Below are 14,733 nucleotides of genomic sequence, written 5' to 3' on the forward strand. Positions count from 1 at the left end.
CATTAAGAAAAACTAACTGCCTTGAAGCACCAAAGCCATTCTATTTTAATTTACCTGAATATGAAAGCAGGTGAAGCTAATCGAGCTTCAGATTTTTGAGGAAGTTTAATCAAGATCTTTACCCCCCCTCACTTCCGAAGTTTGTCAGAGCGAATATCCGCGTCATCATAAAAGTATTCGTCAAACGTACGCCCGGAGGCTTTTCCGTGCCGCAACACCGAATACACAAGTCCGATCATAATCACCGGCGAAAACATGAACATCCCCAGGGCCAGGTTATTTGACAAACCCAGCGCAATTACCAGAATGTAAATCAACAAATAGGCTGTGGCAGCCAATGCTACTATATTTGGATTTTTGAGCATGAGTAAAAATCGTTTAGTATGAAAATATGTCTCAATTTTTCACAAAAACATTCGTACCAGGCAATTGTTCAGATGTCCCTTTGCCCTGATCAATCCTCTTTCTTCCCGAACCTATCCCCTATCTTTGGGGTTACTATTCAGATACAGTACTAGCCAAATTTTCCCCCTTGAAATCAACCAATACAACCGACCTCACGGGCTACGATTCCATCGAAGTACAGGGTGCCCGGGAGCATAATCTCAAAAATATTGACGTCACTATTCCCCGCAACAAGTTGGTAGTAGTGACCGGCATCAGCGGCAGCGGTAAGTCTTCGCTGGCTTTTGATACCATTTATGCCGAAGGACAGCGGCGCTACATGGAAAGCTTTTCGAGCTACGCCCGGGGATTTATCGGTGAAATGGAGCGGCCCGATGTGGACAAAATCAGCGGGTTGTCGCCCGTGATTAGCATCGAACAAAAAACTACGTCCCGCAATCCGCGCTCAACGGTAGGCACCGTTACGGAAATCTACGACTTCCTGCGCCTGCTGTATGCGCGTGCCGGCACGGCTTACTCCTACGTTACGGGCCGGCCCATGGTCAAGCAATCTCAGGATCAGATTATTGATCAATTGCTTAGTCAATTTTCGGGGCAGAAAATCAGCTTGCTTGCTCCCGTTGTCAAGGGCCGCAAAGGGCATTACCGGGAGCTTTTTGTGCAGATTGCCCGCCTGGGCTACAACAAAGTACGGGTAGACGGCGAGGTGCAGGAAATTGAACCCAAAATGCAGCTCGACCGCTACAAGGTGCACGATATTGAGATTGTGGTAGACCGCGTCATTCCCAAAGCCGAAGAACGTTTTCGTTTGAGTCAGTCGGTAGCGACGGCCATCAAACAAGGCAAAGGAGCGATGATGATTCTGGATCAGGCGGGCGAAACCAACTATTTTTCCCAAAATCTAATGGACCCCGAGTCGGGCATTAGCTACGACGACCCGGCGCCCAATAGTTTCTCTTTCAACTCTCCCTATGGCTGGTGCCCGGGTTGTCAGGGGCTTGGATTGGTGGAAGAAATCACCGAAGAATCGATCATTCCCGACCGCAGCCTGAGTATCAGCCGGGGCGGGATTGCGCCGATGGGCGAGTACCGCGAAGCCTGGATTTTTAAGCAGCTGGAAGTCTTGCTCAAAAAACACAAGGTAAGTCTCAGTACGCCTATCGAAAAGTTTCCACCCGAAGCGCTTCACCTCGTGCTGTATGGCAGCGACGAGCCCGTACCGGTACCTTCCAAGAAATATCCCGGCACGGAATGGGATACTAAGTTTGACGGAATTATTAATTTCCTAAAAAGGCAACAGGAAAACGGGACCGAAAAAATTCAGGATTGGCTCAAAGATTTTATGGTGATTCGCACCTGTCCCGAATGCGAAGGCGGGAGGCTGCGCAAAGAATCTTTACACATAAAAATTGACGGAAATAATATTGCCACGCTGGCCGAAATGGACATCCGCGAGCTGGCCAACTGGCTCGTAGGTCTGGAAGATCGCCTTGAAAACCGGCAGCGGGTCATTGCGCACGAAGTACTGAAAGAGATTCGAAAACGGGTCGGTTTTTTACTCGACGTAGGTCTTGATTATCTGACTCTTAACCGTGCGCTGCGTACGCTGTCGGGCGGGGAAGCGCAGCGCATTCGGCTTGCTACCCAAATCGGCACGCAGCTGACGGGTGTGCTATACATCATGGACGAACCGAGCATTGGTCTGCATCAGCGCGACAATGTCCGGCTGATCAATTCCCTCAAAAACCTCCGGGATCTGGGCAATACCGTACTCGTGGTGGAGCACGACAAAGACATGATGCTGGCTTCGGATTATATCGTGGATATTGGCCCCGGTGCCGGACGCCACGGCGGACACATTGTAGGACAAGGCACGCCCGAGGAGTTTTTGAAAAATGGCTCCACCACAGCCGATTACCTCAGCGGTCGGCAAGGCATTATTCCGCCTGCTCAGCGGCGCAAAGGCAACGGAAATTTCCTGCACCTGAAAGGTTGCACTGGCCACAACCTCAAAAATGTGACGCTCAAATTTCCGTTGGGTGCCATGGTTTGCATTACGGGTGTAAGTGGTAGCGGCAAATCTTCGCTGATTCATGAAACCCTGTTTCCGCTGCTCAATCAGCATTTTTATCGCTCCCGCCGCGAACCGCTTGCGTATAAAAGCATTGAAGGCCTCGAACATCTCGACAAGGTTATTGAGGTAGATCAGTCGCCAATTGGCCGTACGCCACGTTCTAATCCGGCGACATATACCAACCTGTTTACAGACATCCGCACGCTTTTTGCCGAACTCCCCGAATCCAAAATCCGGGGCTACAAGCCGGGGCGTTTTAGTTTTAATGTCAAAGGTGGTCGCTGCGAAGACTGCGAGGGAGCAGGGATGAAAAAAATTGAAATGGATTTTCTGCCCGATGTCCATATCAATTGCGAAACCTGCAAGGGAAAACGCTTCAACCGCGAAACCCTGGAAGTACGTTTTAAAGGAAAATCAGTGGCTGATATTCTGGATATGACGGTAGAAACTGCCCTGGATTTTTTTGAAAATCAACCCCGAATCCTGCGTAAAGTACAAACGTTGCACGATGTAGGGCTGGGGTATATCACTCTTGGTCAGCACGCCACTACGCTTTCGGGCGGTGAAGCACAACGCGTGAAACTATCCGAAGAACTATCCAAACGGGATACCGGAAAAACGCTCTATATTCTGGATGAACCTACCACAGGTCTGCATTTTCAGGACATCCGGCATTTGCTGGTAGTGCTGCAAAAACTCGTCGATAAAGGCAATACGGTTTTGATTATTGAACATAACCTCGACGTTATCAAGGTATCAGATTATGTCGTTGATCTCGGTCCCGAAGGCGGCGGGCTTGGCGGCAAGATTATCGCCGAAGGCACCCCCGAAAAAGTAGCGCAGGTAAAAGGCAGCTACACCGGGCATTTTTTGAAGCTGGAGCTGGGATAGAAAAATCTGCTTTTGAGAAGTTATCAGAATTAATGAACTAAAAAATCTTCACCCCCCTTTTGCAACTTTTCTTTCTAATAGTTACTCTTGGTTAATAATTGAAGTTCTTACTTTTTTCATTAACCACAATATGTATGAAAAACTATCTGATCCTTGCACTATTCCTGATGGCAGGAAACACATTTGCACAATCTTCCACACCAACTCCCTGGCTAAACAAAGGTGAAATACAGGTTGGCGTGGGCTTTGGTACAGGTTTTGGCGATTATTCGGGTACTACCGTTCGCACAAGGCCTTATATTCAATATTTTATCAAAGACCGATGGGCCGTTCAGCTGGAAGGTCAGTATGAAGTGCATGGATTGGATAAGCAACAGGAATATCTAAGAGAGGATTTGAAAAGGCCTCAATACCTTGGAGCGGGAATAGCTACGCAATACCATTTCCTGAAAACCAATCGATTTTCTCTGTATGGTCAGGCAGGATACACTTATGGGAGATATAGGGTTTATACGTATGATTTCAGCAGCAGTAGCCTTCCCTTTCCCACCCGAACGATCACCACAGACTACGGCCGTTTCAGCCTCGGCGCAGGTGTTCAGTACCGATTGGGAGATCGCTGGAGGATTCACGCCCTGGTGGAGAGGCAGGCCGCTACGGAGTTAAAATTCAAAGGGGGTGCTACCTCGGTTCAGGTTGGGGTAAGTTTCCGAATCAGGTAGGTCTATGTAAAAAAGAGTAAGCCAAAAAAGTCGGGCAAACTTTCAGATTACATAATTTTCAGCCCGTTTTACTGCAATTTGAAAGTTTGACTTTCAGATTGCAGTAAAACGGGCTGAACCGGATAAGAAACGTCCGGCCATAAGTAATGAATCTGTAAAGCACCTAGTCGTGCGATGGGCTGTTTTTCTTCGCTTTTTTATCGGCTCTTTTCTCCTTCAGATTCTTCTCAGCCTTTTTCTTTTCTCCTTTTTGCGGAGATTTCTCTTTTGCCATGATCGTAATTGGTTTTTAGGAAAGATACCAATTTAAACCCACAACCGCTAATTCTTTCTTTATCAGTCGCCTGACCAATACGGTTCCTGAGTGATGCGGTCAAATTGGCTAAACCAGCCCCAAAAGCCGTTCGAGATGATGGTAGCCAATTCCAAAAAAGTGTTTGGAAGCGTCTATTTTTCGACGAATTGCTTCACGATCGGGCGAAGTACCACGGCGTTTTTCTCCAACAATGAGTACATTTTTGGGCGTGTGAGCATCCGAAATAAACTCCATGACACGCGTTGAATAGCCATAATATTCCAGGATCAGCGAACGGATTCCATCCGTCACCATTTCGGCCTGTCGTTCCAGAAAAATGCCATGTTTTGTCAAAAAATCCAGATCTGACGACGCCCGGTGTTTTTCCATTTCGCGTCGAATCTGTTTATGACAGCAGGGCGCCACAACAATCAGATCAGCGTCTGCCCGAATGCCCTGAAAAATGGCTTCGTCCGTTGCCGTGTCGCAGGCATGCAGGGCAATCAGCACGTGTATTTGCTCCGGAGAAACATAATTTTCGATGGTTCCTTCTGCAAATTTCAGCCCGCTGAACCCCGATTCTACGGCTACGCTGTTACAAAAACCAACCAGTTCTTTTCGGAACTCTACACCGGTCACCTGCGTATTTTTTAGTAACGTGTGCGTCAGGTAATCGTACAGGGCAAAGGTGAGATAGCCCTTTCCAGCCCCCATGTCCACAATTGTCGTGAGCGGGCGAGCGGGTAAATTTTGGAGCAAATTGCTCAAAATTTCGATGTAGTGATTGATCTGCCGGTACTTGTCCTGCCCCTGTTTGTAGACCGTCCCCTGCGCATCCGTTAGGCCCAATTGGTACAGGTACGACTTGCCCTGCGCTTCAATTTTACGAGGCTTCTGTTTGTCATGTTCCAGTGATGGCAATTCGGTAACGGACGGCTTCTCGTGCCGCAGCCCAAAACGGCCTTTGGAGTACTGAACGACTACGTCCTGATGCAGTGTAAACAAATGCCCAAACCGAAATCCATTGACTGTCAGCAGCGTTTGCAGGAGCAGCAGAGCTTCTTCGGGTGAATAATTTTTGGTAACATCCTTCCGTTTGTAGCGATACAGAAACGAGAGTTTTTCCTGTTTTTTGACAACTATTTTTTTGATATACAGGCTTTTCAGCTCTTCTTCCGGACCTTTATAATCACCAAAGTTAGCTTTTATAAACAAGCCGTTGGCCAGACTTTCCTGAACATGGGAGATAAAATCGCGGGTAATTTCTGCGGTCATAGATTGGTGGTTTCGGATAGTAACAGCCGATTCCTTCAAAACATTCGGTTGCGCTAGGTCCAACGGCTCACGTAGTCCGAAAACACATCCTTATACTGATCACCAATGGGCACGTGGGCGCTGCCGATTTGAATATTGTTGCGGGCGATTGCTCCTATTTTTTCAAGATTAACGATAAACGAGCGATGCACACGCATGAAGCGCTCAGCAGGCAGCTTTTCTTCCAGCGCTTTCAGGCTCGTGAGCGAAAGCAATGGTTTGCTCTCATTCAGGAGATGTACTTTTACGTAATCTTTTAACCCTTCAATGTACAGAATATCGCTGTAAGCTACCCGGATAAGCTGATATTCGACTTTCAAAAATAGATAGTCTTCTCTGATTGGCTGGGTCTGAGGTGCTTGCTGAACCATGGGCGTTTCGGCTTTGTGAATGAGCTCAAAATACGTCAGCGCTTTTGTGGCAGACCGCAGGAATTCCTCGTAATTGAAGGGTTTGAGCAAATAATCAAGCGCATCTACCCGAAACCCTTCCAGGGCAAAATGATTGAAGGCCGTTGTAAAAATAATACGCGGGCCCTGCCCCTGCGCGCCTGATTTTTCGAGCACCCGCGCCAGTTCAAGACCCGTCAGGTCCGGCATTTGAATATCCAGAAAAAGTACATCTACCTGCTGCGTGTGCAAGCCCTGCAAGGCTTCCACGGCACTGGAAAAACGTCCCGTAAGCTTTAAGAAAGGGGTTTTTTCGATAAATGCACACACGAGCCCGAGAGCAAGCGGCTCATCGTCGACGGCCAGGCAGTTTAAAGTTATCATACGGCTTGTAATTCCAGATGAACACTGTATTCACTCTCTGCCCGATTTTCCTGCACGTCGAGTGCGTAGCGTCCGGGGTAAAGCAGATCGAGGCGGCGGCGCGTATTGACGAGCCCAATGCCGTTGCTTTCTTCCAGATTGACTGATTTTTTATCAGAAAATAGCGTGTTACGTACTTCCACATAAATTTTCCCACCATCCTGCCTGATCAGAATTTCGATGCGGCTCGGCTGCGTGGCACTCACTCCGTGCTTGAAGGCATTTTCGATAAATGGTAAAAACAGCATCGGCGCAATCGGCACGTCGTTCATCGGGTGTGGCGGGGTCAGCAGCACCGTCACTTTATCGGTCAGCCGCAGCTGCATAAGTTTGATGTAATCCTGCGCAAAGGCTATTTCCTGACTCAGCTGCACGGTACCCTGCTGCGAATCATAGAGTACGTAGCGCATCATGCGCGACAATTTGTGCAGGGCCTCCCGGGAGGCCTCCACGTCAATCACCGTCAGGGCGTAAATATTATTAAGCGTATTGAAGAAAAAATGCGGGTTAATCTGCGCTTTTAGAAACGAAAGTTCGGAGTCGATTTTTGCCCGTTCCAGTTTTTGTCGAAGTTCCACATCATGCTGCCATTTCTGAACTACCGCGAAGCTTGTGCTGATACCAATGACCATCAGAGCGGTGAGTAAGGAAAAATAGTCGAACCAATCTTCGCGCCTCATGACGCCCGTATTTCTAACCGCCTTAAAGGCGTTTTCCATGCTTTCACGAAGGCCAATCAGCTGTTCTACTTTCTGCACGAGCACTGCTACGGTAATAACAGCGACCATATTATAAAGGATAAACTTGCCGGTTCGGTTCATAAACAGCAGCCTGGGAACCCACACCTGCGTATTGACATAAAATATAGCAAGCAGCATTCCAAACAATACCGCCTGCTTAACCCAAAACTGCATCGGAATGGTGATACGCCAGGTTAGTGGTTGCCACAGCAAAAGAATTGCCCCAAGCAGTGACCAAACCAGGGCCTGAATAACCCAGGGCATGAAGCGGCGTGATGAAAGTGATTCCATAGGTATAGTACCGACAGGTGGTTAAGTACGCGTAAAAAAATCAAAAAAACATCCCTATACGTCAATCGGCACCAACAAGACTACATAGTACTTTTTAAAGATTTACTTTCAATAGACGAATACGTATTTTATATCGACGAACTGCCCTGATTTATCTATTAACTTATTGATACACTTTAATTTCCAAATCTTTCCAGGTTTATCGGTCAAAAAAGGGGTTTAGTCTATATGAACAATGTTCCTGTCTATTGTGCTTCTTTTGTTGTCAACAAAGGTTGTTATTTTGGAGTAGTATCTGAGTCATGCAACGGCAGAAAACTAATTTTGTACATTTTTAGGATTTAGCTTTTGTTTCAAACTCTTTTACTTGTTTAAATACTCCAATAAATATTAGCCATGAAAAAGCATTATCTACTTTTATTTTTACTCACCTTCTTCGCTGCTCAGGCATGGGCTCAAATCCCGACCTTCCCGGGTGGTGGCGGTGGACGGCCTTCGCAGCAACCGGCAGTAATTCCGGGCACAGCCGACGACGTAGCCCGCGGAAATGGAAAAATCAGTGGAACGTTGGTTGACTCTGTGTCCAAACAACCCATTGAGTTTGCTGCGATTTCGCTGGTAGAAATTAAAAGTAACAAGCCAATCGACGGAACAACGACCGACGACAAAGGCAATTTTTCGCTGACCAAAATCGCAGAAGGCGATTACAATTTACTCATTTCTTTTATTGGGTATAAAGGAAAACAGGTAAAAAAAGTAAGCATTGGCCGTCGTGCCACGATTGAACTCGGCGAAGTGGTGCTAATTCCCGATGTGGTGCAACTGAACGCAGTTAACGTGGTTGGACAGGCCGAAATGATCGAGGAACGGGTTGACCGCCTGGTTTATAATGCCGAAAAGGACATTGCCAGCAAAGGCGGCGACGCAACGGAGGTCATGCGCAAAGTGCCGATGCTCAGCGTGGATTTGGACGGAAATGTATCGCTACGCGGTAGCTCAAACGTAAGGGTATTGATTAACAACAAGCCGTCCACAATTCTGGCAAACAGCGTGGCTGATGCGTTAAAGCAAATCCCGGCGGATATGATCAAATCGGTTGAGGTAATCACCTCGCCTTCTGCCAAGTATGATGCCGAAGGTACTGCCGGGATCATCAACATTATTACCAAAAAGAATACGCTTCAGGGCGCTACGCTTGACCTGAACACAGGAGTAGGCAACCGAGGCTCCAACCTCGGCCTGCGCGGAAGTTACCGGACCGGCAAGATGGGTTTTAATCTTGGTGGATTTGGCCGCGCTACGTACAATGTCATTGGTAAAGGAGAAAATATTCAGGAAGGAAATAGAAATGGCAGTCCGTTTTCTACCCGGCAAACAACCGAATCACTCAACACCGGCGGTTTTGGCTCCTACAATTTGGGCTGGGATTATGATATTACTGAGAAGTCATTTGTGACAGCAAGTGTACGCTATGGCGTGCGCAATCAGAATAATACGCAGTCAATTTCAACGATCAGTTCGTTTGGAAATAATCCTGCTACAAATTCATTCCGGGATGTTACAGTGACGGACTTATCCGGAACCGTTGACGTAAACATTGACTACACCCGTCAGTTGAAAAAGCCACAGCAGGAGTTCAGCATTCTGTCGCAGTTTAGCCGGAATAACCGCACCAATGATTTCGACGCTGATTTGTTCAGTTCTTCTACCTCCCTGGAACTTCTGGGTCAGGAAGGCAACCGCAACGGCAGCTACAATCAGGAAAGTACGATTCAGCTTGACTATCAGTCGCCGATCAAAAAAACGCAGATGATTGAGTTTGGTGCGAAGGGGATTTTCCGGGAAGTAAATAGCGATTTTACCTATTTTAGCACGATTGCTACGCCACGGCCCGCCAACGAGCTTAACTACGATCAGAATGTAGCCGCTACGTATTTGTCCTACACCTTTTCTACAAAAAATAAATACTCGTTCAAAATCGGTAGCCGCTATGAATATACTACGATCATGGCCAATCAGGGAGAAGCTGATCTTGCCATTCCTGATTACGGCAATTTGGTTCCAAGCGTAAATATTTCAAAAACATTTAAAGGTGGAAAAACCGTTAAACTGGGCTACAATCGTCGCTTGCAGCGTCCGGGGATTCAATTCCTGAACCCAAACATCAACGCAGCTAACCCACAAAATATCACGGTAGGTAATCCAAACCTTGCACCCGAACTGACCGATCAGTACGAGCTGAGCACGAGTTGGTTTAAAAAGTCGGTATATCTGAATCTTTCGTTATTTGCCCGGAATACCAATAACTCCATCGAGAGCATTCGCTCTACCGACGAGCAGGGCGTGATTACAACTACGTACGGCAACATTGGCCAAAAACAAAACTACGGCCTCAACCTCTTTGGTAACGTAACGCTCTTTTCCAAATGGCAGCTTGGCGGTGGATTGGATACGTACTACGCGTACCTCTCGAACAATAGCGGAAACACAGCTCTTGGTACGACGAACTCCGGTATGGTAATTTCCGGACGGATTTTTACCAACCTGACTATCAAAAATGGCTGGGGTCTGCAGGGCTTTGGGTTTATCCGTGGCCGGGATGTACAGCTGCAGGGCACCCAAACGGGCTTTGCGTTTTATAGCCTGGGCGCCAAGAAAGATTTTGCCAATAAGCGCGGTAGCGTGGGTATTGGTGCAGAGAACTTCCTGGCAAAGGCGTTTAGGGTAGAAACCATTTTGGACACACCCAACTTTACACAAACGAACATCAACAATCTATATAATCGTGGCGTGCGGATCAACTTCTCTTATAAGCTAGGTAAAATGAGCTTTGATGAGCAGCCCCGCCGTCGCCGCAAGAGCGTCAATAACGACGACGTGAAGAGCGGTGGAGATGGTGGTGGTGGCGATGGCGGCGGTCAGCCGCAGCAAGCCGCCCCTGCCGCAGGAGGTGGACGCCCCCGAGGAAAATAAACCCCTAATCTATATGTTGAAAAACGGCCAACCTGATTCAGTTTGGCCGTTTTTTTTGATGTTATTTATTGTTTGAAACCTGTTTCACATTTTTACATTCAAATTTTTCAGATTCACAGGGCTGCAACCTGTGCTTGCAAATTGCGCCCTTTCAGGGCTGAGGGCAGGAAGTTTTTGACTTTTGATCTATCAATAAAAAACCTAATTATTCAGATTCACAGGGCTGCACCCTGTGCTGGCAAATTGCGCCCTTTCAGGGCTGAGGGCAGGAAGTTTTTGACTTTTGATCTATCAATAAAAAACCTAATTATTCAGATTCACAGGGCTGCAACCTGTGCTTGCAAATTACGCCTGAGGGCAGGAAGTTTTTGACTTTTGATCTATCAATGAAAAACCTAATTATTCAGATTCACAGGGCTGCACCCTGTACTTGCAAATTGCGCCCTTTCAGGGCTGAGGGCAGGAAGTTTTTGACTTTTGATCTATCAATAAAAAACCTAATTATTCAGATTCACAGGGCTGCACCCTGTGCTGACAAATTGCGCCCTTTCAGGGCTGAGGGCAGGAAGTTTTTGACTTTTGATCTATCAATGAAAAACCTAATTATTCAGCGGCTTCACGTCAAAAGTCAATTGTTGGCTTCCCGGCACGCCTTCGGGGGTTACTCCCTGAATAACTACCTGATACGTTCCGGGTTGATCAGACGTAAAAAACTCTACCTGCTGCTTGCCTTGTGCGTCGGTCGTAAGCGTGGGTGCCCAAAAAAGAAGGTTGCGAAAATCGGGCAGACGGCTGCTTTTCCGCAGGGCACTGTCGTAGCGGGGCGAATAAAACTCTTTGGGCGATTGCTCAAACGAATACGAAAGCACCAACGCCCGCGGGTCGAGCGGAAAGCCCGCCATGTCGCCTTTGTAGGTAGAGTAGCTCACGATTCCTGAAAACGACAAATGTCCCAGGTAATAGCGGGCATCAATTACTTCCAGCTTTTTGATTTTTAAGGGGTCCATTTCCATGATTTTATCAGTATCAAAAATGGGTACTCCATCCAGCAAAATCAACGGATCCTGTGTAAAAAGTGCCGAAGGCTGATTGATTTTATCAATCACATAAAAGTGAAATTTCTTGTCTCGTTTGCGAACAAAAACGCCCGGAACATACTCCCGCATGACCTCTTCCATCGTTGGAAAACGGGTGTAGGCATCCAGAAAATATTTCTCGTCGGGTTTGCCATAAAACCCAAGACTGTCTTTTTCAAAAAGCTCTTCCTTACGTACTGCCGCAGGTGCAAAGGCATTGAGCGTCTGCATATTGATACTTCTGTTGAGCAACAATGCCGCCTGCTCTGTGCTAAGTGTCAGTTGAGGAACTGGGCGCATTGAGCGCTTGTCGGTATATGGACTTTTCAATTCGATGCGGTGCGTGCTGTCTTCCCGCAGATTGGTCTGTAAAATAATCTCTTTGGAATCCCGAAGTTTTTTTACCTCAAAACGAAAAGCCCCCACACTATCGGCCTGCGCCACAAAGAGCCTTGCCTGTGTATCAGGCGCTGCAAGGTACACGTTGGTATAAGGTTCGGGTTGGCCGGAAATGGTATTCGTAACTTTGCCTTCCAGAAAATGCCCGCCATATTCGGGAAGATGTGCAAAAGCAGGTTTTGAAACATCCTCTGCCTGCGGCCTGAATCGGCTCCATCCGTGGGTAAGCATCAGGTGGTCAAGCGATTCTTTTGCTTCCGGACCCGTTTTTTCAAAATACCAATCGGGAGACTCTACGGTTCCTTTCAGATCCGATGTAAGCAGCAGGTAGCTTTCAATGCGTTGTGGTTGAGGATGATGCAGGGAATCGGTCAGGTATACCGCTACCGACATAGTTGCAGAAGACTGCCCGGTGGTGTTCACACTGAGTTGTACTTTTTCCCGGCTTTCAAACGTATTTTTATTAACCGCAGCACGCACAGGCAAGGTTTTGGCCGGAGGTTTGAAATATAGCCGTTCGGCCACGGGTCGTGCGTTTTGGTCAAAAAGTGTCAGGTGATTTATGCCCTCACGAAGGGTGGATTTATCCAATAAAAAAATAGCCTCTCCCTGCCGTACCTCGCTCGAATACACCGATGCCCCATGATGTGCCAGCAAATGAAGCGTTGCAACCGGAGCCTTTGTAAGCACCCGAAACCGCAACCACTGACTCGTAGAATCTTTGAGCTGCACGGCATAGCCCTGCGGGAGCACCGTCGGGAGTGAGTAAGTAGACGTTTGTCCATTGGCGGTACGGATTACGGCGCGGTAGGTTTCGTTGGCGGTGGGAGTAAATTCAAAACTGCCGATGCCAAACTGCCGGGGTTCAAACCGAAGGAGCGTATCCTGTGCATCATTGAGCAACATTCCCTGAAAGGCAATTCCTTTCCCCTGCCCGTCTGTTGCCCGAAAAGCAATTCGATTCAATACATTTCCGGCCAACTGTCCGCCTTCGGGAAAAAACTGCACGTCCTGACTCGCCTGCACACGCTCAGGGGAAGACGGAGGAAATTGCTCAAACGGATTGAGAATGGTAAGGGCGCTTTCAAAAAAGAACTCCGGGCTGAAATTCTTCATCCAGTTGGTGTAGCTTCTGAGCACATAGGTACCCGTAGGCAACGAAACCGGCAGCAGCATAGAGCCGTTTCCGTGTCCCTGATCTAGCGTTACTTTGGCCTGCACTACGGAATTCCCCTCTGCGTCCAGCAGTTCCAGATAAGCAATTTTACTAAGTACATCGGCAGGGCGATTGCTGTGCACATCCAGCGCATAGAGTTTACACCACATGGTTTCGCCCACCACGTACAAAGGCCGGTCGGAATGGACAAATATTTTTTCTGCGTAGGTTTTGGTCGAATGTGCCGCTAGCTCTGCCTTTGTTCCGACGGAAGTAACCTGCGCTTTGGTGGCCAATGATGTAAAAACACACAGCCCGCCAAGCAGAAATAAGCTCTGTATTTTTTGTTTTTTATAGGTCATAAAAAAACTTTTCCACGGTTGGGAATATTTCAAATATTCTAAATAAATATCTTGATTATAAGATATATACAATATTTTTTAACACGATTCTTTCCAAAACGCATCAACGCCAGAAAGGCGGCCGCACCGTAGTGCCTCCTCTCAGGCGGCAATCCACGCAGGATTCAAACGCCATCACGTACAGTGTTTGGGTGGAGCCGGTCGGAATATATTCTTCTGAAATTTTATCAAAAGATTCAGCCAACTCACCCAGCGAGAGTGTATCTACGGGTGCGCAGGAGGTCGCATAGCGGCCTAAACTTTCGGCCACAAACAGCCGCTCTTCCTGCTGGGTGGAAGCGCTGAAATACCCAAAAACCAACGCCGATGGATCGCTCACACACATAATGTTGCCCCGCACCTGCGAAGGCTGTGGGTCAAAGAGTGTGCCCGTCCCTTCGGTAGTTTTGGCGAGGGTAGTCCAGTATTCATATTCTTCCTGCGAAAGCCCATACTGCCGCACCAGCACGCTGTACTTTACTTTTAGTTTCCCGGTAGCCGCTGCAACATACGTAATTGGCTGATCTTTAATAATATCCTGACTCAACTTTACGGACGTTCCCAGTACAATGCGTGACGATTTAGCAAAGCTCCAGCACGTACTTATGTCCTGCAACCGCCCCACAACCGCCCCATTTATATATTCGACCGGCGAGTACATATCAGAATAATACTGCCAGGTTTCTTCAAAATTCCAGCGGTAAAAACGGGTAGCGTTGCGCGGGTCGTGGGTGTTGATATTTATCTGCACTCCGCTTCTATCTTCACGCACTTCGTACGTAAGGCTATCGATTGCAGGCGTTCGGATGATCGGTTCATAGCTCGAATAATATTCGTTGCCATCCTGAGTAAGAATATGGATACGGTATTTTTCATTGTCTTTGGCCGCAATGGGCGGAAGGATATACAGCCCATTCGCGGTTTCTGATAACGTAAACCGGCTCCCGGCATCACCTTCCACAAAGAGTCGGGCACGAGATTCAGGCATCGGTTGGCCCGTTTCGGCAATCGTCTGCGTGCGTGTCAGCCGAAACTGACTTTCCTGGTTAGGGCTCGTATTTAAAAACCCATCGACAACGAGGTACTGCCGGGCGCCGGTGATTTCTGGCGGGGTAAAGGGTTCTATGCAACTTTCCGTAAAAAGTAACAGAAGCAAAAATAACAGATTGGGTTTCTGTTTCATG

9 protein-coding genes are annotated in these 14,733 nt (G+C 47.7%); 3 read left to right on the forward strand and 6 right to left on the reverse strand.

The window, feature by feature from the left end; all coding sequences use genetic code 11:
* Window positions 1-128 precede the first annotated feature (128 nt).
* Complete coding sequence (locus EZE20_RS16870) at window positions 129-365, reverse strand: hypothetical protein (protein WP_132119803.1); 237 nt, start codon at window positions 363-365, stop codon at window positions 129-131.
* Between the two features lie 167 nt (window positions 366-532).
* Here EZE20_RS16870 and uvrA point away from each other — a divergent pair, with 167 nt between their 5' ends.
* Window positions 533-3,370 (forward strand): excinuclease ABC subunit UvrA, encoded by a 2,838-nt coding sequence (gene uvrA / locus EZE20_RS16875; protein ID WP_132119805.1) that lies wholly within the window; start codon window positions 533-535, stop codon window positions 3,368-3,370.
* Window positions 3,371-3,504: 134 nt separating this feature from the next.
* Window positions 3,505-4,092 carry an OmpW family outer membrane protein gene (locus EZE20_RS16880; RefSeq protein WP_132119807.1) on the forward strand — a complete coding sequence of 196 codons (588 nt, stop codon included), beginning with the start codon at window positions 3,505-3,507 and terminating at the stop codon, window positions 4,090-4,092.
* A 382-nt stretch (window positions 4,093-4,474) separates the two neighbouring features.
* Here the strand turns inward: EZE20_RS16880 and EZE20_RS16885 are convergent, their stop codons facing one another.
* From EZE20_RS16885 to EZE20_RS16895, 3 genes are read right to left on the reverse strand one after another with little or no spacing between them, the layout of a single operon-like run.
* Window positions 4,475-5,662 carry a class I SAM-dependent methyltransferase gene (locus EZE20_RS16885; RefSeq protein ID WP_132119809.1) on the reverse strand — a complete coding sequence of 396 codons (1,188 nt, stop codon included), beginning with the start codon at window positions 5,660-5,662 and terminating at the stop codon, window positions 4,475-4,477.
* A gap of 53 nt (window positions 5,663-5,715) precedes the next feature.
* Window positions 5,716-6,471 carry a LytR/AlgR family response regulator transcription factor gene (locus tag EZE20_RS16890; protein ID WP_132119948.1) on the reverse strand — a complete coding sequence of 252 codons (756 nt, stop codon included), beginning with the start codon at window positions 6,469-6,471 and terminating at the stop codon, window positions 5,716-5,718.
* Window positions 6,471-7,544, reverse strand: a complete 1,074-nt coding sequence (locus EZE20_RS16895; RefSeq protein ID WP_132119811.1) for a sensor histidine kinase — start codon at window positions 7,542-7,544, stop codon at window positions 6,471-6,473. Before EZE20_RS16895 ends, EZE20_RS16890 begins: the two co-directional genes overlap by 1 nt.
* A 396-nt stretch (window positions 7,545-7,940) precedes the next feature.
* Between EZE20_RS16895 and EZE20_RS16900 the strand changes: the two genes are divergently transcribed.
* Window positions 7,941-10,517, forward strand: a complete 2,577-nt coding sequence (locus tag EZE20_RS16900) for a TonB-dependent receptor domain-containing protein (RefSeq protein WP_132119813.1) — start codon at window positions 7,941-7,943, stop codon at window positions 10,515-10,517.
* 599 nt (window positions 10,518-11,116) lie between these two features.
* Here the strand turns inward: EZE20_RS16900 and EZE20_RS16905 are convergent.
* Window positions 11,117-13,510 carry a hypothetical protein gene (locus EZE20_RS16905; protein WP_132119815.1) on the reverse strand — a complete coding sequence of 798 codons (2,394 nt, stop codon included), beginning with the start codon at window positions 13,508-13,510 and terminating at the stop codon, window positions 11,117-11,119.
* Window positions 13,511-13,613: 103 nt separating this feature from the next.
* Window positions 13,614-14,732: a DUF4249 domain-containing protein gene (locus EZE20_RS16910; protein ID WP_165933500.1), complete on the reverse strand. Its 1,119-nt coding sequence runs from the start codon at window positions 14,730-14,732 to the stop codon at window positions 13,614-13,616.
* Window position 14,733: the final 1 nt, after the last annotated feature.

Origin of the sequence: Arundinibacter roseus (assembly GCF_004348825.1) — a bacterium.
Classification (GTDB): Bacteria; Bacteroidota; Bacteroidia; order Cytophagales; family Spirosomataceae; genus Arundinibacter; species Arundinibacter roseus.